Annotated in this window: 21 protein-coding genes and 2 pseudogenes; 13 read left to right on the top strand and 10 right to left on the bottom strand. The window is 45.5% G+C overall.

The genetic code is table 11. The annotated features are described in order from the left end of the window. Positions 1 to 1,018 precede the first annotated feature (1,018 nt). The 4 genes and pseudogenes from QUA24_RS14815 to QUA24_RS14800 form a co-directional block, all read right to left on the bottom strand. Positions 1,019 to 1,972, bottom strand: a pseudogene (locus QUA24_RS14815) (ABC transporter ATP-binding protein); the annotation flags it as partial. 392 nt (positions 1,973 to 2,364) lie between these two features. Then, the gene (locus QUA24_RS14810) at positions 2,365 to 4,008 is read right to left on the bottom strand and encodes a trypsin-like peptidase domain-containing protein (protein WP_333230542.1); all 1,644 of its coding nucleotides are present in this window, start codon (positions 4,006 to 4,008) and stop codon (positions 2,365 to 2,367) included. 167 nt (positions 4,009 to 4,175) lie between these two features. Then, entirely contained in the window at positions 4,176 to 4,382 is a 207-nt protein-coding gene (locus QUA24_RS14805) for a hypothetical protein (protein ID WP_333230541.1), read from the bottom strand. 168 nt (positions 4,383 to 4,550) lie between these two features. Further along, entirely contained in the window at positions 4,551 to 5,249 is a 699-nt protein-coding gene (locus QUA24_RS14800) for a pirin family protein (protein WP_333230540.1), read from the bottom strand. A gap of 116 nt (positions 5,250 to 5,365) precedes the next feature. On the opposite strand from QUA24_RS14800, the gene QUA24_RS14795 reads away from it, so the two are divergent. Together QUA24_RS14795 and QUA24_RS14790 are read left to right on the top strand one after the other, a co-directional pair. Then, a complete protein-coding gene (locus tag QUA24_RS14795; protein WP_333129966.1) occupies positions 5,366 to 5,704 on the top strand; it encodes a helix-turn-helix domain-containing protein in 339 nt (112 codons plus the stop codon). A 70-nt stretch (positions 5,705 to 5,774) separates the two neighbouring features. Continuing rightward, entirely contained in the window at positions 5,775 to 6,173 is a 399-nt protein-coding gene (locus tag QUA24_RS14790; protein ID WP_333230539.1) for a DUF4112 domain-containing protein, read from the top strand. Between the two features lie 203 nt (positions 6,174 to 6,376). Here the strand turns inward: QUA24_RS14790 and QUA24_RS14785 are convergent, their stop codons facing one another. Next, on the bottom strand, positions 6,377 to 7,399 hold the full coding sequence (locus QUA24_RS14785; RefSeq protein WP_333230538.1) for a beta-eliminating lyase-related protein: 1,023 nt from the start codon (positions 7,397 to 7,399) through the stop codon (positions 6,377 to 6,379). Positions 7,400 to 7,481: 82 nt separating this feature from the next. Here QUA24_RS14785 and QUA24_RS14780 point away from each other — a divergent pair, with 82 nt between their 5' ends. The 5 genes from QUA24_RS14780 (at position 7,482) to QUA24_RS14760 (ending at position 11,865) form a co-directional block, all read left to right on the top strand. Next, on the top strand, positions 7,482 to 7,694 hold the full coding sequence (locus QUA24_RS14780) for a DUF2997 domain-containing protein (protein WP_333062395.1): 213 nt from the start codon (positions 7,482 to 7,484) through the stop codon (positions 7,692 to 7,694). Positions 7,695 to 7,705: 11 nt separating this feature from the next. After that, on the top strand, positions 7,706 to 8,488 hold the full coding sequence (locus tag QUA24_RS14775; RefSeq protein WP_333230537.1) for an XRE family transcriptional regulator: 783 nt from the start codon (positions 7,706 to 7,708) through the stop codon (positions 8,486 to 8,488). A 20-nt stretch (positions 8,489 to 8,508) separates the two neighbouring features. After that, positions 8,509 to 10,140 (top strand): Hsp70 family protein, encoded by a 1,632-nt coding sequence (locus QUA24_RS14770; protein ID WP_333230536.1) that lies wholly within the window; start codon positions 8,509 to 8,511, stop codon positions 10,138 to 10,140. A 109-nt stretch (positions 10,141 to 10,249) separates the two neighbouring features. Continuing rightward, complete coding sequence (locus QUA24_RS14765) at positions 10,250 to 11,107, top strand: bifunctional class I SAM-dependent methyltransferase/HIT family protein (RefSeq protein ID WP_333230535.1); 858 nt, start codon at positions 10,250 to 10,252, stop codon at positions 11,105 to 11,107. Between the two features lie 188 nt (positions 11,108 to 11,295). Further along, on the top strand, positions 11,296 to 11,865 hold the full coding sequence (locus QUA24_RS14760) for a hypothetical protein (RefSeq protein ID WP_333045531.1): 570 nt from the start codon (positions 11,296 to 11,298) through the stop codon (positions 11,863 to 11,865). Positions 11,866 to 11,956: 91 nt separating this feature from the next. Here the strand turns inward: QUA24_RS14760 and QUA24_RS14755 are convergent, their stop codons facing one another. Continuing rightward, positions 11,957 to 12,511 (bottom strand): GNAT family N-acetyltransferase, encoded by a 555-nt coding sequence (locus tag QUA24_RS14755; protein ID WP_333164038.1) that lies wholly within the window; start codon positions 12,509 to 12,511, stop codon positions 11,957 to 11,959. 150 nt (positions 12,512 to 12,661) lie between these two features. Further along, positions 12,662 to 12,784: a hypothetical protein gene (locus QUA24_RS14750; protein ID WP_333164041.1), complete on the bottom strand. Its 123-nt coding sequence runs from the start codon at positions 12,782 to 12,784 to the stop codon at positions 12,662 to 12,664. A 180-nt stretch (positions 12,785 to 12,964) separates the two neighbouring features. Here QUA24_RS14750 and QUA24_RS14745 point away from each other — a divergent pair, with 180 nt between their 5' ends. From QUA24_RS14745 to QUA24_RS14720, 6 genes are all read left to right on the top strand, one after another. Further along, the gene (locus tag QUA24_RS14745; RefSeq protein WP_333164045.1) at positions 12,965 to 13,321 is read left to right on the top strand and encodes a hypothetical protein; all 357 of its coding nucleotides are present in this window, start codon (positions 12,965 to 12,967) and stop codon (positions 13,319 to 13,321) included. A gap of 52 nt (positions 13,322 to 13,373) precedes the next feature. After that, positions 13,374 to 14,516, top strand: a complete 1,143-nt coding sequence (locus QUA24_RS14740) for a GUN4 domain-containing protein (RefSeq protein WP_333230534.1) — start codon at positions 13,374 to 13,376, stop codon at positions 14,514 to 14,516. Positions 14,517 to 14,540: 24 nt separating this feature from the next. Beyond that, on the top strand, positions 14,541 to 14,711 hold the full coding sequence (locus QUA24_RS14735; protein WP_333164050.1) for a hypothetical protein: 171 nt from the start codon (positions 14,541 to 14,543) through the stop codon (positions 14,709 to 14,711). A 4-nt stretch (positions 14,712 to 14,715) separates the two neighbouring features. Then, positions 14,716 to 16,227, top strand: coding sequence for a threonine ammonia-lyase, biosynthetic (ilvA, locus tag QUA24_RS14730; protein WP_333230533.1), 1,512 nt, complete (start codon positions 14,716 to 14,718; stop codon positions 16,225 to 16,227). A gap of 128 nt (positions 16,228 to 16,355) precedes the next feature. Continuing rightward, on the top strand, positions 16,356 to 16,547 hold the full coding sequence (locus QUA24_RS14725) for a hypothetical protein (RefSeq protein WP_333230532.1): 192 nt from the start codon (positions 16,356 to 16,358) through the stop codon (positions 16,545 to 16,547). 5 nt (positions 16,548 to 16,552) lie between these two features. Next, the gene (locus QUA24_RS14720; RefSeq protein WP_333230531.1) at positions 16,553 to 17,161 is read left to right on the top strand and encodes a Uma2 family endonuclease; all 609 of its coding nucleotides are present in this window, start codon (positions 16,553 to 16,555) and stop codon (positions 17,159 to 17,161) included. Between the two features lie 7 nt (positions 17,162 to 17,168). On the opposite strand, the pseudogene QUA24_RS14715 reads toward QUA24_RS14720, so the two are convergent. The 3 genes and pseudogenes from QUA24_RS14715 to QUA24_RS14705 all read right to left on the bottom strand — a co-directional run. Further along, positions 17,169 to 17,276 (bottom strand): annotated as a pseudogene (locus QUA24_RS14715) (Rpn family recombination-promoting nuclease/putative transposase); the annotation flags it as partial. 50 nt (positions 17,277 to 17,326) lie between these two features. After that, a complete protein-coding gene (locus tag QUA24_RS14710) occupies positions 17,327 to 18,187 on the bottom strand; it encodes a DUF6920 family protein (RefSeq protein WP_333230529.1) in 861 nt (286 codons plus the stop codon). Between the two features lie 46 nt (positions 18,188 to 18,233). Next, a complete protein-coding gene (locus tag QUA24_RS14705) occupies positions 18,234 to 18,608 on the bottom strand; it encodes a DUF1257 domain-containing protein (protein ID WP_333230528.1) in 375 nt (124 codons plus the stop codon). Positions 18,609 to 18,988: the final 380 nt, after the last annotated feature.

The raw sequence follows: 18,988 nt of genomic DNA, 5'->3' as shown, positions 1-18,988 counted from the left end.
TCAACTCTTGTCTTTCTACAGTTTCCAGAAACTCTGCGACTGGTTGCATTCCGGGTTCTAAATCGCTTATTTCCTCTGGTGTTTCTGTAATGGGTTCGGATACTGGTTGAGAATAGTCGATCGACTCTTGCCTTTCGACAATCGGTTCTGGTTCATGATGCTCGATCGACTCTACTGTTTCTGAAACTTGCAGATTTTCGACAACTGGTTCGGATTCTGGTTGAGAATAGTCGATCGACTCTACTGTTTCTGAAACTTCTACATTTTCGACAACTGGTTCGGATTCTGGTTGAGAATAGTCGATCGACTCTACTGTTTCTGAAACTTCTAGATTTTCGACAATCGGTTCTGGTTCATGATGCTCGATCGACTCTTGTCTTTCGACAACTGGTTCGGATTCTGGTTGAGAATAGTCGATCGACTCTACGGTTTCTGAAACTTCTAGATTTTCGACAACTGGTGCTGGTGGAGAAGGTTCTGGGAGTCTCTCACTTTTATAAAAAACATTTTTTACAAAAGTGAGCATCCTGCTTGCTTGTTTAGATATCTGTAGCGAGTAAGATCCTCGGGTTTCTGTGACACCCAAACTGAGATGCTTCGCTTCACTCAACTCTGCGGTTTCTGCAACTGGTTCTGATTCTGGTTGAGGATGTTCAATCGGCTCTACGGTTTCTGCAACTGGTTCTAATTCTGGTTGAGGATGTTCAATCAACTCTGCGGTTTCTGCAACTGATTCTAATTCTGGTTGAGGATGTTCAATCGGCTCTACGGTTTCTGCAACCAGTTCCGATGCGGAATGAGAATCATAAAGCAACTCTTCAGTTTCTGCAACTGGTTCCGATGCTGAATGAGAATCATAGAGAGACTCTGGTTTATTTGAAACGGGCAGATTGTCCGGGATGATCGTCGGTTGTGATTCCGATTGATGAGAATCCGCGATCGAATCTTGAATTTCTGTGGCTTCTTGGAGATTTAGATCGACCTCCGGTTCGCTGCGAACCAGATTTTCTTCGGGTTTCTTTTCAGCCGCTGTCAGCCTTAAAAACACATCTTCGAGAGTAGCGCGAGACCGACGCATTTCGCACAGCCCAAATCCAGAGGCGACGATAGCTGTAGCAATTTCTCGTCCGGGTTCTCTTTCCTGTTCGCACAAGGCCCGCAGGCGGTAGCGATTCACTAAAAATTGCTGGCTTGGAATCAATTCCACCGATCGAACTCCTGGCAAATTTTCCAAAGAAGGCAACAGCAGACTGTTTACCAAATCTGCCTCGCCTTCGACTTCGAGTTCGTAGCCCTCTCCCACCGCCAACTCTCCCATCAAATTTTCGGGACTACCCGCAGCGACGATTTTACCGCGATTGATGATGGTAACGCGGTTACAAGTCATGCTGACTTCCGGCAGAATGTGCGTGGAAAGGATGATTGTGTGCTGGCCGCCAAGACTTTTGATTAAATTGCGGACTTCGATGATTTGTCGGGGGTCGAGGCCGACGGTTGGTTCGTCTAAGATAATTACCGGGGGGTCGTGGACGATCGCCTGCGCGATACCGACGCGCTGGCGAAATCCTTTAGAAAGCTTGCGGATTAAAACTTTGCGTTTATCAAGCAAACCGCAGCGTTCGATCGCGGAGGTAACTCGTCGCGCGCGATCGCCTGCAGGTACTTGCTTGATCCGGGCGACAAAAAACAGAAACCCTTCCACAGTCATTTCTGGATACAGCGGCGGGTTTTCCGGCAGATAGCCGATGCGCTGTCTGACGGCCATCGAGTCTTCGTGAACATCCATGCCGGCGATGCGGGCCGTACCGCTGGATGCCGGCAAATATCCCGACAAAATCCGCATCGTTGTGGTTTTGCCAGCGCCGTTTGGCCCCAAAAACCCGAGAATTTCTCCTGATTCGACCGAAAAAGACACGTCCGCGATCGCTGCGGTCGAACCGTAAGTTTTGCTTAAGTGTTCTACTTCAATCATTTGTCAGAAGTCACGCAATTTTAGGTTTTAGATTTTAGATTTTAGATTGACTCCGCGAAGTGCAGAGTCCCCCCAGCACAGCGGGTCGGTCGAATTTATGGCGCAAATCTTAATTTGATTTTGTCTTTTAGTGTAGTCCTGCAAGAACCAAATCTATCATAAGTGTCGATCGTACTTTGAAGCAAAATGCTAGGTAGCAGGGTGCAGAGCCCGGAAATGATGAGCCCATGTGCATCGCATCGCCACCAACTGACGCACCCTACCAGTAGAGTCCGTGCCTAACCGAACCCTCAAGTAGCTGGCTTCGCTACAGAGGCGGGGCTGTTTCTAAGTTGAGTAGCGCTTACGCGCCCCTTTTCGTAACGCGCCTTCGCGGTTCGTTCAAAAAAATCTCAACTCCTTTTCCAAATCTTGATTTCCCCCAACCAACCCGCACTCACAATAGTCTTGCCATCAGCGCTAATCGCCACAGCGCTAACGTAGCCAGCATGACCGTTCAAATTACCTCTCAATTCGCCCGATCGCACATCCCAAAGTCTCACACTCTTATCCCAACTGCCAGTAACCAGCGTAGTGCCATCCGGACTGAAAGCCACCGACCAAACCCCGTCGGTATGCCCGCTTAAACGCCGAATTAACTGCCCGTTTCCGGCATTCCACAACCCAACAGTGCCATTGCTGTTTCCCGCCGCTAAACTTTTGCTGTCTGGAGTAAAAGCTAGCGACAAAACAGCCAAGTTTTTGCCACTAATCGTGCGAATTGCTTGGCCTGTAGCTAAATTCCACAACCTAATTGAACCATCTTTGCTGCCGCTAGCTAAAGTTTTGTTGTCGGGACTAATTGCAACAGCATTCACCAACCCAGAATGCCCGGTCAAAGTCCGCAGCAACTCTCCTGTTTTCGGGTTCCAAATCTTAATCGTTTTGTCCCAACTGCCGCTGGCTACAAATTGACCATCAGGATTAACGGCAACGCTCGAAACAGCATTGGAATGCCCGCTCAAAGTGCGTACAACCGCGCCAGTTTCTAAATTCCAAATTTTCACAGTTTTGTCGTCGCTGCCGCTAGCTAACACCTTCGAGTCCGCACTGGCCGCCAGTGCGTTTACGGCTTCCGTGTGACCTTGCAGGGTAGTTTTTAATTGCCCGCTGGGAAAATTCCAAACTGAGATTGTGCCGTTGCTATTTCCTGTAGTAAAATAAGCGGAAGCTAGGGCAAGGGAACTGACAACTTCCGAAGGCCCTTTGAGAGTATTGGTAGCAGCAAAGGCGATCGCACTTGCGGGCGTGCGGGGCGCATTATTCGCCGGAGTTTTCGGGTTTCCGGCAGTAGGAGATTGGGGAACTACTGGCAACGAAATAGTGGATCGCCATTTCATGAAAGTATTAATTTCTATTCCCGCCGCCACGATTTTATCGGAATTTTCCTCTAACCTAACAATGCCGTTAATTGCGACAACTCGGCCTGCGTCATCGAGCACCGGCCCGCCGCTCATGCCCGCTCTCACTAAGTTATTGTATACCAAAGTATAACCGTTCCAGGGAGTTTGGCGGCCGGTAAGCTGACCTTCCGTGGCGATGAAAATCGGCTGTCTCAGGGAACCGCCGGATATCGGCCAGCCGGCGACATAAGCCTTGTTTCCCTTAGTTGCTGCGGAATTAGCTAATTGAGCCAGGGGGTAGCTTTGAGTGCTGCTGAAGGGCACGATCGCCAAATCCGCACCGGGCATTCGCCGCACGAGGCTGTATGATACAGAGTGAGCTTTGCCGTCAGGAGTTACAACCTCGTAATCGCCGGCTTTATCGACAACGTGCCAGTTTGTGAGAATATAGTATGTGCTACCCTGCTTCTCTAAAATTACTCCTGAACCGCCTTTTGGCCCCTGGATGCGAACAGTAATTTGTTGGGCAACGGTTTTAACTTTGTCGGCGGTTAATGCTAGGGCAATTTGAGGTGATGTCAGTGGAATGAGGGCGATCGAACTCAGGGCGATCGTAGCACTCAAAATAGCCGGAATTGTTCTGCTGTAATTCATTATTTTGTCAATTTAACATACCCACATATCCACTGACGCATAACTTTTCCGGTTTGTGGCATATTCTTCACGGTTGACAACGCCAAAACCTCTGCGCGACGATCGAACTTTCGACATTCGCACAAGCCTCACAATATTTGACACAGCCCTCTGGCTAGCAGAAAAATTTAGAATCGGGAACCGCACCTAGCCTCAACAATAGCAACTGGCTGATCTCTATTCTTTTCTCGGCAAAGGATACTTTGAGCCGAACGCTGGTCGGAAAAAGACCCATTAGCCATCCAGCCGAGGGGTGCGCCTGCGATCGCGCCAACTGCTAAACCAGTGATGAGGCTCCAAATAAGATGCTTTCTGGCGATCGGCTGTTGTTCCATAAAAATTTATCCTAAACATTTACCGTTACCAGAAATACCACAAATAAAAGTTAGTTTCTTCCTCCTATTTACTTATTTCCTAAGTAGTAACCCATTATAGCAATTTCAATCGCCGAACGATCTAAAATCCCCGACTTCTGGGAGAAGCCGGGGATTTATTGTGTAATTCTATGCCAAATCAAACAGCAAAAATTCAGCATCTTCCGTAGCTTCAATCGCCAACTCATACTCGCCACTAACAGCCGCAGCGTCGCCATTTTTCAAAGTCAAACCGTTGAGCAAAACCGAGCCGCGAGCCACTTGCACCCAAGCATGGCGATTCGGCTGCAAAGCATGAGAAACCCGCGAGTCTTTATCCAAAACAGCCGCATACAAATCAACATCTTGATGCACTTTTACAGCACCATTTCTCGCATCTCGTGCCGCCACTAAGCGCAATTTTCCGCGCCTTTCTGCTAGGGGAAAATCCCGCTGCTCGTAACTCGGCTGCAAGCCTTTTGTATCGGGTAACAGCCAGATTTGCAGCAAATGAACCGGGTCTGTTTGCGAGCTATTGAACTCGCTGTGCTGGATACCCGTACCTGCACTCATCCGCTGCACTTCACCGGGTTTAATCACTGCACCGGTACCCAAACTATCCTTGTGTTCTAACGCTCCTTCTAATACATAAGTAATGATTTCCATGTCGCTGTGTCCGTGAGTGCCGAAACCTCTGCCGGGGCTAACGAAATCCTCATTAATTACCCGTAAAGAGCGAAAATTCATATAATTTGGATCGTAATAGCCGGCAAAAGAAAATGTGTGGTAACTGTCCAGCCAACCGTGATTAGCGTGTCCTCTTGCTTCACTTTTTCTGACGGTAATCATTTTCTGAATCCTCAGTGAAATTTATCGGGTGTTTCTTTGATGTTTTTATTTTAAACCGAGTCAAGTTATTATGGATAGTACGCACTTAAAAGTGCGGTACTTACCAAAAAGATACTATGCAAGTCCAAGAAGTAAAAGTCGATCGAGCAAATTGCCCTGTAGAACGCACTCTAGAGGTGATTGGCGGGCGCTGGAAGGTCTTGATTCTGCGGGAGTTGTTTCCAGGAGTGAAGCGTTTTAACGAGCTGCAACGAGCTGTCAACGGCATTACTCAGAAGATGCTGACGCAGCAACTGCGGGAAATGGAATCAGACGCGATCGTGCACCGGGAAATTTACCTGCAAGTGCCACCAAAAGTTGAATATTCGCTAACGCCTTTGGGCGAAAGTCTCAAACCGATTATTAATGCCATGCACGAATGGGGAATTCAGCATATTAGCGAAGATGGAAAATGAGCGGTTTCTAGATGGTTTTTTCCGTCTTCCGACAGATTTCAAATTTTCAAGCTAGTTCAAGAATAATAATATGAACAACATAGAGCGTCTCGCGACCCTCAACCGCATCCGCAAACTCAGCCGCCTGATGGATACCGCCATTGGCATCCCCGGCACTAAATTTCGCATTGGTTTAGACCCCATTATCGGTTTAGTTCCGGGTGCTGGGGATATCGTAGATACCGCGTTTTCCGCCTACCTAATTTATTTAGCAACTCGATTCAACATCCCCCAAAAGACACTAGGCAAAATGATTTACAATATCGGTCTAGAAGCCGTGGTTGGTTCAGTACCTTTAGTCGGAGATATCTTCGATGCTTTTTATAAATCAAACATGAGAAATCTGGCGCTTTTAGAAGCACACCTCGAAGAAGCTGAACCAGAACTAGCCGCAGTTGCAGAACCTATTTCTGAACCTATTAAATTGTAGGCGCGGGTTTCACGCACAATAATTGTTGTAAATAACCAACAATCTCTCAAACCCGCCCCCATCAAACGAAAAATCACAATGTACATTTTCCGCATTCGATCCAAATTTAATGTTGATGCGAGTTGTCTGTTGTGGGGAACGGGTTTATCTAGATTGTTGGTAATCGTCAGATATTATTCGTAAAACTCGCCCTTACGAAATAATTACTGATGTCGTTTAACCGCTTCCACCAAAGCAATAACATCCGCTTCCAAAGTATTAAAAGCCGTTACCAGTCTAATAGTACATTCATCCCACCGATAAAACAGAAAGCCCTCAGCTAAAACCGCTGTAATTACCGATTCGGGAAGTTGAATAAAAATCTCGTTTGCTTCAACCCGATGGCAAAAATTCGCTCCCTCAACTCCCGCTAAACCTTGGGCTAATTTAGCTGCCATATTATTTGCATGAGCCGCATTTCTCAACCACAAATCATCCGTTATATACGCTTCCAACTGCGCCGACAAAAACCGCATTTTTGAGAAAAGATGCCCGCTGCGCTTGCGGTAAAAAGGGAAAGTCTTTGCTAATTCGCGATTAAAAAAAACCACAGCTTCTGCACCCATCGCACCGTTTTTTGTCGCTCCAAACGAGAGAATATCTACACCGGCGCGCCAAGTGACATCAGCAGGAGAACAGCCAAGAGTCGCGACAGCATTTGCAAAGCGAGATCCATCCATGTGCAGGTGCAAATTGCGATCGCGAACCACTTCCGAAATGTGGGAAATTTCAGATGGATTGTAGACTGTGCCGGCTTCCGTTGCTTGAGTGATGCTGACGGCTGCGGGCTGTACGTGATGGACGACACCTGCACCAGCGCGATCGAGTATTTTTCCTAAAGTCTCTGCCTCTATTTTACCATGGTTTCCTGTTACTGTAACTAACTTGGCACCGCCTGTAAAAAACTCCGGCGCGCCGCATTCATCTAGATTAATATGAGATTCCGCGTGACAGTAAACAGCGCCGTAAGGAGGAGTAACAACCGCAAGTGCCAGAGCATTAGCAGCAGAACCGGTTGCTACCGGAAAAACAGTCACCGATGTCTCGAACAAATCCGAAAATTTAACTTGCAAACGCTGTGTATATTCATCATCTCCGTAAGACATTACAGCACCGCAATTAGCCGCTGCAATCGCCGCCATAATCTCCGGCGAAACCCCGGTTGCATTGTCGCTACAAAAATTCATTAGAATAATTGGTAAATAGAATCTATAATATAACTCAACCCTCAGCAGTCAACACTCAAGCATTAAACCAAGAGGCAGAATTATGGCAGAATACCGCCAAATAGAATACCGCATCGGCAAAGATGGCAAAATTACCGAAACCGTCCTCAACGCCACCGGTTCTAGTTGCACCGAAACCACCGCCGGAATTGAAAAAGCCCTCGGAGAAGTAGAATCTCAAGACTTGCTACCAGAATATTATCAAGGCGAAGAAAATTTGACCGTTGAACAAACGCAGACTTTAAAACAGGTTTAGAAGAGTTAAAAATGTTTGAGTTCATCGGTGCAACAGTTGATGTAACAACAGTGCCTGCCTTCAGCTTCGCGCTGGCTGTCGGGGGCATTTTTCTCATTTTAGTCTACCTTTATGCTGCATCTGAGGCGGGAGATGCGATCGAGTTTAAGTACGATACAATTCTGCGGGAACGCATGAATCAGCTAGACATTCTCGATTGGCAAGACTTAGGCGAAAAAGCAGGCTTAAGTCGCTTTGCGGTGCGCTTAGTACGGCAGGGAGACGTGGGAAAACTCACCCTAGACCAACTGAGGCGGCTGGCAACAGTGCTGAATTTGAATTTTCAAGAGTTCGATCGCACTTTGCTCGCACTGCCAATATCGGCTACAATCACAACTAATCCCAGCGAAATAGAAGAATTGAGGCAGCAGTGTTTCCGGTTGCGAGAAGAACTGCAGCAGCAAAAAGCTCAACTAACTGCCGATTTCCGCCGCGCTACCTTTGAACAGTTACAAACTTTGTTAACCAACTATCCCGCCGCCCGCAAAATGGCAGAAGCCAAGCCGGATATGCCCGCCAAAAATCTCTCAGCTTTGTTTACTCCCTTAGAAAACCTGTTATCAAGCTGGGATTTTCAAACAATCGGTTCTGCGTGGGAACAAACTCCTTACAATCCGCAGTTGCACCAGCCGGATGTTGAGGATATAACCGAAGGAGAATTAGTTTATATTCGATTTGTAGGCTATCGGGAAGGAGAGCGAATTCTTACTCCTGCTAAAGTTAGTCGCACCCTGCCAGCGGGAATAAAAAATTAAATTTAAAATTTTAAATTAACATGACTACAGTTGCCATTGACTTCGGCACCAGCAACACGGTTGTCTGCATTCTTAACCCGGATATGCAAACACCAGAAACTTTGAGATTGGGCGAGATGTCCCGCATTTTTAAAACGAATAATTCGAGCGGAGAGGTGCGAGAAATATCTGTAGTTCCGACTTTAGTATTTGTGAAAAATTCCGGAGAGTTGGTGTTGGGGGAAAAAGTGCGATCGCAGCGTTTGGGGCAATCCGAACCCGACCGTTTTTTCAAAGCTTTTAAACGCAATTTAGCTGCCGATTTTCAGCCGCCGCCCCGCAATATCGACGGCGAAACCTACACAGTCGAATCAGTAGCAGAACAGTTTATCAAAACTATTTGGAAACAATTATATATACAAAATATACAGCCCGATAAAGTAATTTTTACAGTCCCCGTTGGAGCATTTGAGCGATATCTAGATTGGTTTCGCGACTTAGGAGAAAATTTGGGAGTTGCGGAAGTTCAGGTAATAGATGAATCCACAGCCGCCGCCCTAGGATATGCAGTACAACGCCCCGGCTCTCTAGTTTTAGTAGTTGATTTTGGCGGCGGAACTTTAGATTTAAGTTTAGTTCGCACTGCTGTAACCCCTTCCTTACCCCCCCTTAGCAACGCGGGGACAAATCTCGCTCCCCCCCTTACCAAGGGGGGGCTGGGGGGGGTGCGTGCCGAAGTGTTAGCAAAATCCGATGCTTATGTAGGCGGCGAAGATATTGACATCTGGATTGTCGAAGATTATTTGCGGCAAATTGGTTCGTCGCGGGCAGAAGTCGACCCAGTTGGCTGGCAAAACTTATTAGAAATAGCGGAAAAATTAAAAATACAACTTTCTCAAGTTAATGAGGCGAAGGAAAGCTGGTTTGACGATGAAAATTTTATGTCTTACGACTTGCAGCTAAACCGAGACAAGCTTGAGGAAATTCTAGAATCTAGGCAGTTGTTAGAACAGTTGCGGGAAAGTTTAGATGAAGTGCTGAGTATTGCACAGAGAAAAGGGATCGGCAAAACAGATATCGAACAGGTTTTGCTAGTAGGAGGAACTTCTCTAATTCCGGCTGTATCTAATTTAGTGGTTTCGTATTTTGGGCGGCAAAAAGTTCAAAGAGATAAGCCGTTTGAAGCAGTGGCGCACGGTGCTTTAGCCTTGACACAATTGGCTAGGGTTGACGATTATTTGCGCCACACCTATGCAATTCGTCTCTGGGAACCTTATGCTAAAGCTTATGCTTATTCGCCGATATTTAGTAAGGAAATGAAGTATCCCTGCCAAAGTTCCGAAGAGTTGACGCTGCAAGTGGCAATAGAAGGGCAAAGGGAAATTCGGTTAGATATTGGGGAAGTTGCGGAGGTATCGCAAGCGGAGGTTATTTTTAACGAAAAAGGGCAAATGATGAGCAGCTTGCTCAATAAAAAAACGGATTTTCGGTCTCTGGAAAGCCACCACCAGCAGGTTTGCGTAGCGCATTTGAATCCGCCTGGGGTATTGGGAATTGACAGGGTTTCGGTGAGTTTTGAGGTGGATGAGAGGCGGGTTTTGTTGGCGACGGTGCGGGATTTGGTGACTGGTAAGGTGTTGGTGGAAAAAGGGGCGATCGCCAAACTGCAATAATGATAAAATTTTTAGATAACATTAGGATCGTGAAATCGCTACTACACAAACTCTCGTCCGGGTGGTGCGCGGACGGAAGAATATTTATTGAAATCAAATTTATGCCGCCATGAAAAAGCAACAAAATAAATTCAGCCACCTGACGGCAATTGAAAGAATTTCCCTGTCATTTCCAGCCCGATTTTTATTGGATAAAAACTTGCTGCAAGGGAAAGTCTTAGATTTTGGGTGCGGCTTGGGCAGCGATGTTAGATTGTTGCAGCAAAAAGGCTTCGATATTACGGGTTATGACCCTTATTATTTCCCGGAGTTCCCCGAAGATAAATTCGACACAATCATTTGTTTTTATGTTTTGAATGTTTTGTTTCCTGAAGAACAAGCTAATGTCCTGATGGAAGTGTCGCACCTGTTGAAACCGGGAGGGAATGCGTATTTTGCGGTGAGAAGGGATATCAAAAAAGAAGGCTTTCGAGAACATTATGTCCACAAAAAACCTACCTATCAGTGCATTGTCAAACTTCCATTTAAGCCAGTTCACCTAGATGAGTCTTGCGAAATTTACAAATACGTGCATTACAACCATCAAAGAAATTCTACTAATAACTGCATATTCTGCAATCCGTATAAAAATTTAACTTTACTCACAGAATCAGCAACAGCTTATGCGATGTTTGACGGTTATCCCGCCAGCAAAGGTCATGTTTTAATCATCCCCAAGCGTCACGTCGCTAATTATTTTGAACTGCCGTTTCGAGAACAATCGGCTTGCTGGTTTATGGCTAATAAGGTGCAAGAGATGTTAAGTAAAGAGTTTCAGCCAGACGGTTTTAATGTGGGAATCAATATTAATAAACAGGCTGGTCAAAGTCGCAGTCACGCGGCTATTCATGTTATTCCCCGTTACAAGGGCGATGCGGCTGCGAATAGAGGCGGAATTAGGTATGTGATTCCGAAGAGTGAAAAATAAAAGTTACCTCATTGTGAAAGGAATTATTTTTTACCGCAGAGGCGCAGAGAACACAGAGGAATAGAGAAGAGAGGAATTCATAATTTTTGTAAGGATTGTTATATTAGAGCAAACGGCGAGCAAAATAGAGTTAAAATGTGTTTGCAAGGTCTAAAACTACACATTAGCAGCAATTTGGTGTTCTGTTTATGTCTAAGCGCAAAAAGCAAGAATGGCTCAAGGAAACCCTAGAACTCAAAGAAGACCACAATTGGAAATCAAAGCCTGGAACTCGGATTTTTGTAGCAGGAAGAGGTGCAGTCCGCTTTGATGTCCCCGAAGATTGGCATTTTGAACCGGATACTAAGTCGTTCCGATTTACGGATAAAAAGCCGCCGGATGATGATTGTTGTTTGGAGGTTTCGTTTAATTTGCTACCACCTGGTAACTGGGCAGATTTTCCGCTGGTGCCGCTATTACAGAAGGTGGTTGAAGATGATACGCGAAATCCGATCGCTCCTGGGGAAATTATCCAATTGAAGCGGCAAACGGCCCGCATTGTTTGGACTGAATTTAAGTTTATCGACCCTCCAGAACAGCGGGAAGCTTATTCGCGAATCTGTATTGGATTGGGTTCTAATGTTCAGTGTTTGATTACTTTTGATTACTGGGTTGACGATGCAGAGCGTTTGACTCCTGTCTGGGATACGGTGATGGATTCGTTAGTTCTGGGTTTGTTTATTAGCGACCCTCGAACGGGGTTCGCACGTCCAGACTAGACCGATTTTCTGGGAAACTTTCAACAACTAATTTTGCTAAGTGTTGAATTGGCAAGCCACCAGTCAGTAAATTTAGAACCAACATTAAACTTTACAACCGCTTTGCCATGAAAATATCTGGCTTGCCAATTCCGTTGGCGTCGGGCATCACTCCCACGATCGCAAAACCCATTTTTTGATAAAATTCGTAGGGATGACCGCGCAAATTTCTAATTTTGGCGACGTGTTCCCAAACGTTAGGATAAAGATCGATGCCTGAAAGAGTGGTTTGATTGTCTTCGTCGTCGGTACCCACCCACAGCACGATCCCTCCCCGGTTTTTAGCTTCTGCTGCTAAATCAGCTACGAGCGATCGACCAATTCCTTGTCCGCGAAATTCTGTTCCCACTACCAGCGGGTGCAGTTCCCAAACATTACCGTCATACTGTTTAATCCCGCCAATCCATCCCAAAACTTGATTGCTGTCGCCGACAGCAATTCGACTGATGCGATCGGCTCCTAAAGATTCTTGCACTTCTTGCAAAGCAGATTTTAGATCGGGCCAAGCATCGGGCCAATGCTCTTTAAAACCTTCAACTATTAATTTAGCTACCTGTTGAATTTTTGGCTCGTCAACCGCACGCAAATCTGTAATTTGTACGTTCATGAATTTACATACTAAATCAAGGATTACGGACTAATACGCTCGCAAACCGGATTTTATAACCGGGGTAAACGACAAAAACGAAGTCAGGACTCACGAGCGCAACATTCGCTACAGCTTGCCCGCTCGCCAGCTTTCATATTTCAGTCTAGGCTAATTTTGCCATAAAATCGGATTTTGCGATCGGGTAAGGGCGATCGATATTCTGTGGAGATAATTTGCGATCGCTAGTTTGCTAGATTTGAGTGTCGTGGCTAATCCTGAAAATGCTACCATAGTATAGTTGAAATGTAAAATTTTTCTCAAAATGTGATCTGCTTAAGTAACTAGATCCTTGACTGCTGGAATAAGTTGGCGAATTGAGCTTGCACCGATGACGCTTTTTCGGTCGATGACCAGTTGCGTATGGGCGTAGCCATCGTGTATAATGCAAAAGTCTTAATATAGAGGTATTTTATGAGCGCAAATAGAATTATCAATACAGGTGGCGGTGCTTATAATGAATCCATTCATGGAAATAATATTAATATTCAAGGCAATCATATAAATATAAGTCAAGATTTATCTCAAGCTGCCACTCAAATCGAGGAACTTTTAACTAAGCTTCAAACCCAGGGATATACACCTGAAAAAGCTCAAGAAGAAGTTACAAATAAATTAGCTAATCAAGCTAATAATGACCCTATTACTAGGAGTAAATTAGCTAAAATAGCTCATTATTTGGGTGAGGCTGCTGCTAATGGATTAATAGGTGAAGCTACTATAGAAATATTTAAGAATGTTGCTAAATTAGCAGGTATTCCACTATTTTAAAGCAAAATAGTTAACGGGGAGCGTGTGAAATTTATAAGTTAAAAGATTAATAATGAGTAAGATCCCCCCAAAAATGTTTTACTATGCTATCGGGCTATCGTTAGTTATTTTGGGTATTACGTTTGCGTGGAATTATACATTGTTTGTCATTCTAATATGCACTGCTATTGCGAGCGCTGTAGTTGGGTGTTCTTTATATATTTTAAAACTACAACTTAAGCAAGAAAGCTTGAGAATTCCTTACGATGAAAATAGTGATGAGGATAGTAACGAGGATAGGATGTATGCTAACAATCGGAATATAGGTACACAGGGTGGTAATTATCACGAACAGATTCAAGGTGATTGTATCAATATACAAGGCAATCAAATATATTTAAATCAGGATTTATCGCAATTTATTGCTCAAATTCAAGAGATATTAAATCAACTTCAAAATCAAGGAGATGATGCCGGAACAGCTAAGAAACAAGTGATTAATCAATTAAAAATTCAAATACGCAGAAATTCTAAAATTAAAGCAAAATTTTTTAGATGGAATAAAAAATTAGGTATTTCTGACACCAGAGTACCTGATGAGAATGAGTTGGCTGAAAGAATCGTAAGTTTTGCCACTGAAGAGTCTCCAAAATATTCCCGACACTCTATTCTGGTTATAGAGGGAAAATACAAGAAACTGTACGAATTACTTGATGCAAGGAAATGGCAAGAGGCTGATGAAGAGACATTAAATATTATATACAACTTAATGCCATCTCGCAGTTATACGTACATAGATATCAATCAAATTCCTCCAAAAGACCTTAGAAAAATCAATCGACTTTGGGTGAAATTTAGTGATGGAAGGTTTGGTCTTAGCGTTCAGAAAAATATTTGGCTTCAAATTTTGAACATCTATAACAGTAACGGGGAAAAATATTGGATTGATGATTCTGTGTACAATGTATTTATCGATCGAGTTGGCTGGAACAGAGAGAGCAACCGTATATATCATGGCGATCTACAATACTCTCTGAATGCACCACAGGGACATTTACCTGCTATCCTGATGTTTCAAGATCCCTATTATTATTCTAGTAGCTCTTCTAACTATTACCATTTGAATACAACTATTTTCAAAGCTCTAATGGATCGTGAATATTACAAAATTTCCTTTATTCCATCATGGCTAGAACATTGGTTAATCGATGAATAAGTTGAGCATGACTTATTCTCCCAGATGACTAAACAAAATAACGGCGATAGTTCGTTTTCAGCGGTTGATTTCCAAAATGAAAAAGTTCTGATCGAGAACTTACGATTAGCCCAACCACCGCCCCAAAATTTAGACATAACGATCGCACAAGTGCCGTACAATTATCCCACCATCCGGCATCAACCAACCTGCTAACCCCATGCTTTGCGATTACCTGGTACAAATCCTCACCGCCCGCGTCTACGATGTTGCTCAAGAAACAGCCCTAGAATCCGCCCCGAATCTATCAGCACGGCTCAACAATAAACTTTTGCTGAAGCGAGAGGATATGCAGTCGGTGTTTTCCTTCAAACTGCGGGGTGCATACAACAAAATGGCGCAACTGTCGCCGGATTTGCTAGCACAAGGCGTCATTGCAGCTTCCGCCGGCAACCACGCCCAAGGAGTCGCCCTCGCCGCCCGCCACCTGGGAACTCGCGCGATTATAGTCATGCCCGTAACGACGCCGCAGGTGAAGGTAAATGCGGTGATATCCCGGGGTGGAGAGGTAGTTTTGCATGGGGATACCTACGACGATGCCTACGCCTTTGCGCGCCAATTAGAGGCGGAAAAAGGTTTAACTTTTATTCACCCTTTTGATGACCCGCACGTAATTGCGGGACAGGGTACGATCGGCATGGAAATTCTGCGGCAACATCAAAAACCAATTCACGCGATTTTTGTGGCAATTGGTGGCGGCGGATTGATTTCGGGAATTGGGGCCTATGTCAAGCGGTTGCGGCCGGAAATTAAGATTATTGGCGTCGAACCTATCGATTCCGATGCAATGAATCAATCGCTGAAAGCGGGTAAACGGGTGCGTTTGTCGCAGGTGGGTTTATTTGCTGACGGCGTTGCTGTGCGGGAAGTGGGGGAGGAAACTTTTCGGTTGTGTCAGGAGTATGTGGATGAGATTATTTTGGTGGATACGGATGATGTTTGCGCGGCGATTAAGGATGTTTTTGAAGATACGCGATCGATCTTAGAACCTGCTGGCGCTTTGGCGATCGCAGGTGCGAAAGCTTACGTGGAACGGGAACAAATCGCAGGACAAACATTAATTGCTGTTGCTTGCGGCGCGAACATGAATTTCGATCGACTGCGTTTTGTAGCAGAAAGAGCCGAGTTTGGCGAACGCCGCGAAGCCATTTTTGCAGTCACAATTCCCGAACAACCGGGAAGTCTCCGCAGGTTTTGCGAATGTCTGGGCAAACGCAACTTAACTGAATTTAGCTATCGAATTGCCGATGAGAAAGAGGCACATATTTTTATCGGTGTACAAATTCAAAACCGTGCCGATGCGGTGAAGATAGCGGCAAGTTTTGAAGGTTGTGGTTTCAAGACTTTGGATTTAACTGATGATGAATTAACGAAGTTGCACGTGCGGCATATGGTGGGCGGGCGTTCGATGCTGGCCGATCATGAATTGTTTTATCGCTTTGAATTTCCCGAACGTCCGGGTGCGTTGATGAAGTTTGTCGGTTCGATGAGTCCTAACTGGAATATCAGCGTTTTTCACTATCGAAATAATGGCGCCGATTACGGGCGAATTGTGGTGGGAATTCAAGTACCGCCGGATGAGATGAAGGAGTGGCAGGCTTTTTTGGATACGCTGGGCTATCAGTATGGAGATGAGAGTCAAAATCCGGCTTATAAGTTGTTTTTGAGGTAGGGTTTTTTGGGAAAGGGCGATCGCACGATTCCCAAACTTCAGGGGTGCATGAGAAAAGCTGGTCGAGTTCTGAGAGATGTGCTGAACACCTATGGCATTAGCCAAAACAAATTGGCATCGCAATGGGTGTGCGAAGTTCTGTTGTCTATCGTTGGTTTAATGAGTTGATAGATCCAACGGTCAACACGCTTGTGAAGATGGTTGTGGCGTTAAAGTTGCTCGATATAGATGCAGCGCGGGAGTTTGTGCGGCGCTATTTGGGTGAGATTTTGGAGGATGAGGGTGAGGGTGAGGTCGATCGATCTACAAACACAGAATAGAGTTAATGATAAAATTATGGCAGAGTGGTAATGACACCGAATTCAAAGCGATGACAGCAGCACTTCCCATTTCTCTCACTCTCGAAGCTTTCCTCAAACTACCGGAAACTCAACCTGCGAGTGAATTTATTAACGGACGCATTCACCAAAAGATTATGCCTCAAGGCAAACATTCTCGTTTGCAACTCAAGTTTTGCAACGCTGTTAATCTAGTTGGGGAAACAGAACGAATTGCTCTTGCTTTTCCAGAATTGCGCTGTACTTTTGGCGGGCGTTCTATTGTACCTGATGCTACAGTATTTGCTTGGGATAGAATCACTTTTGAAGCGGATGGCGAAGTTCCGAATTCCTTTGAAATTCATCCCGACTGGACAGTAGAAATTTTCTCCCCAGACCAGAAAGCAACTAAGGTGATTAGTAATATTTTACACTGTTTGAAATACGGGACTCAGCTCGGATGGTTAATCGATCCAGAGGAACGGTTTATTTTAGCATTTATTCCCGGACGAGAACCAGTTGAGTTAACGGGACAAGATCGGTTGCCCGTGCCAAGTTTTTTAACATTAGATTTGACTGTGGAGCAGGTTTTTGGGTGGCTGAAAGCAGGTGGATAACTTGGCTCTAATTTCGAGCATCTCGCAAATTCCGCACATCCTGAATACTGAGTCCCGTTGTTTGACTGATAGTTGCATCATCCAGGCGATCGAGCAATTGCCGCGCGATCGCAACTAAGATGCGATCGCGCGGCCGTATGATATTCCTTACAACACAAACTAGAATCATCGTGCAAACTCATAGGCAATATTCGTGATGCGGCCGCGCCAATAGGGAAATAGCGAACCATCAGGCAATTGCCACGCCACCTCACCCGATCGCGGAATCCGCATACCGTCTCGCAATTCGTAGTCCCAGAAACGGCCTTGCCAGGGCGCAAACACCAGTCCCCCGTTAACTGTACGGGCGCGGGCCTCGGCGCGGATACTGGCGATTAGCCCTGCTTCATCAAAGCGGAAATCCAGGGAAACAGCGGTGTCGCCATCCTGCAGCGTTGCTCTGGCCGAAGAATTGTCGATCGCCTCCCAGCGAACACCCTGACTCGGCAGCAGTCTCGTCGGATACCAAGCCGCCTCCGCGAAAAAGCGCATCAGTTCCCCAAGTGCCGCTTCTGGAGTGCCGCGGATATCCGCCAGAGTCACCAGGCCCAGCAGCGCCGCATGGAGGATGCCTTCGCCAGAAATGTAGGCATCATGAACGAACGCATTGATACCGGGCATCATGGCAATTCGCCCGTCCCAGTCAAAGCCAGGGGGCTGAGTAATTACCAGTTGAGTTGAGGTGAAGGGGCTCCATTTTTCTGCGGTTTCGCTCATGTTAAACGTGCCTTCGTGGGAAACCCGCGCTGCTGCAATTAGCGGTTGTCCCTCCTTCAGCACCGCGCGAAAGTAGCGCTGCACGGGCTGGGGTAAATCGGCGATTTCCCGCGTATCAACTGTGAGAGGTGTAATCGGCAAGCGTGCAGCTTCCAGATTGGCTCGCAGTTCCTTTGTAGCGAGATGCCAGCGGTATGCTCCAAGGGCGATCGCCCCAACAATGCAAACTACAAGCGCCAGGATGATTAGTACGATCGCCGATCGCCACATAGTGATTCCTCTTGGTAAGTAAAAACGAGTTAATCAAGGGCGAGTCTTAAACCCATCGACCCACTACAACTCTCACCGTTCCATCTGCCAAAGTTTCCTCTTCTTCAACATGAAAACCCTCAGACTGCACCGCCGCCATCAAACTTTTGCGCGCGTATTTTTGACTAATTGAATTGACAAATTCCTGCTGATTAATTCGAGCGCCCCAAAAATCCGCCACCAATTCGTAATCCTCTTCGCTGCGGCGAAAACCCAAATCGTAACCATTGGATTGCCGAATCACGTACTCGGCATTAGTTTTGTCACCCCGATAACCCCGTACCTGCACATTGGACTCTACTTGATAACCCAACTCTTCCAACACTTGATGCAGCAGTTCGCCGTTCTTGATCTGAACCTTGATAGTTGTGAAGTGTGACATATCACTTTCGGATTTTTGTGTGAAACGCTGATTTGATTATAATACTATAAACTGCAACAGTCAATAAGTTTAAAGTTGCGAGCTTAAACCGGTTTTGAGCGTCAGCGAAAGCAGCCAGGTTACAAGCCCCCGGATTCATTTGTGCACAAATTAACAACATAGTATTCGATAACAGTTCCCCCGATTGAGCCGTGAGTTCGTTTTATTCAATCCTCCTATTCTTCAATCTAAAATCTAAAATCCTATGATTCATCCGTGAGTTCGCTTTCTTCAATCCTCCAATTCTTCCAATCTAAAATCTAAAATCTAAAATCTAAAATCCTATGATTCATCCGTGAGTTCGCTTTCTTCAATCCTCCAATTCTTCCAATCTAAAATCT

The organism is Microcoleus sp. Pol12B5 (assembly GCF_036701335.1).
GTDB lineage: Bacteria > Cyanobacteriota > Cyanobacteriia > Cyanobacteriales > Microcoleaceae > Microcoleus.
The sequence above is the reverse complement of the archived record's forward strand: the minus strand, read 5'-3'. Positions and strand labels throughout refer to the sequence as shown.

Bases quoted from the DNA above. Each gene is read 5' to 3' on its own strand.
- QUA24_RS14755 (WP_333164038.1), bottom strand. From the start codon at position 12,511: ATGAACGTACAAATTACAGATTTGCGTGCGGTTGACGAGCCAAAAATT.
- QUA24_RS14735 (WP_333164050.1), top strand. From the start codon at position 14,541: ATGACTAAACAAAATAACGGCGATAGTTCGTTTTCAGCGGTTGATTTC.
- QUA24_RS14705 (WP_333230528.1), bottom strand. From the start codon at position 18,608: ATGTCACACTTCACAACTATCAAGGTTCAGATCAAGAACGGCGAACTG.
- QUA24_RS14775 (WP_333230537.1), top strand. From the start codon at position 7,706: ATGTTTGAGTTCATCGGTGCAACAGTTGATGTAACAACAGTGCCTGCC.
- QUA24_RS14750 (WP_333164041.1), bottom strand. From the start codon at position 12,784: ATGGTAGCATTTTCAGGATTAGCCACGACACTCAAATCTAGCAAACTA.
- QUA24_RS14720 (WP_333230531.1), top strand. From the start codon at position 16,553: ATGATAAAATTATGGCAGAGTGGTAATGACACCGAATTCAAAGCGATG.
- QUA24_RS14765 (WP_333230535.1), top strand. From the start codon at position 10,250: ATGAAAAAGCAACAAAATAAATTCAGCCACCTGACGGCAATTGAAAGA.
- QUA24_RS14800 (WP_333230540.1), bottom strand. From the start codon at position 5,249: ATGATTACCGTCAGAAAAAGTGAAGCAAGAGGACACGCTAATCACGGT.
- QUA24_RS14805 (WP_333230541.1), bottom strand. From the start codon at position 4,382: ATGGAACAACAGCCGATCGCCAGAAAGCATCTTATTTGGAGCCTCATC.
- ilvA (WP_333230533.1), top strand. From the start codon at position 14,716: ATGCTTTGCGATTACCTGGTACAAATCCTCACCGCCCGCGTCTACGAT.
- QUA24_RS14740 (WP_333230534.1), top strand. From the start codon at position 13,374: ATGAGTAAGATCCCCCCAAAAATGTTTTACTATGCTATCGGGCTATCG.
- QUA24_RS14790 (WP_333230539.1), top strand. From the start codon at position 5,775: ATGAACAACATAGAGCGTCTCGCGACCCTCAACCGCATCCGCAAACTC.
- QUA24_RS14810 (WP_333230542.1), bottom strand. From the start codon at position 4,008: ATGAATTACAGCAGAACAATTCCGGCTATTTTGAGTGCTACGATCGCC.
- QUA24_RS14780 (WP_333062395.1), top strand. From the start codon at position 7,482: ATGGCAGAATACCGCCAAATAGAATACCGCATCGGCAAAGATGGCAAA.
- QUA24_RS14745 (WP_333164045.1), top strand. From the start codon at position 12,965: ATGAGCGCAAATAGAATTATCAATACAGGTGGCGGTGCTTATAATGAA.
- QUA24_RS14795 (WP_333129966.1), top strand. From the start codon at position 5,366: ATGCAAGTCCAAGAAGTAAAAGTCGATCGAGCAAATTGCCCTGTAGAA.
- QUA24_RS14785 (WP_333230538.1), bottom strand. From the start codon at position 7,399: ATGAATTTTTGTAGCGACAATGCAACCGGGGTTTCGCCGGAGATTATG.
- QUA24_RS14770 (WP_333230536.1), top strand. From the start codon at position 8,509: ATGACTACAGTTGCCATTGACTTCGGCACCAGCAACACGGTTGTCTGC.
- QUA24_RS14710 (WP_333230529.1), bottom strand. From the start codon at position 18,187: ATGTGGCGATCGGCGATCGTACTAATCATCCTGGCGCTTGTAGTTTGC.
- QUA24_RS14760 (WP_333045531.1), top strand. From the start codon at position 11,296: ATGTCTAAGCGCAAAAAGCAAGAATGGCTCAAGGAAACCCTAGAACTC.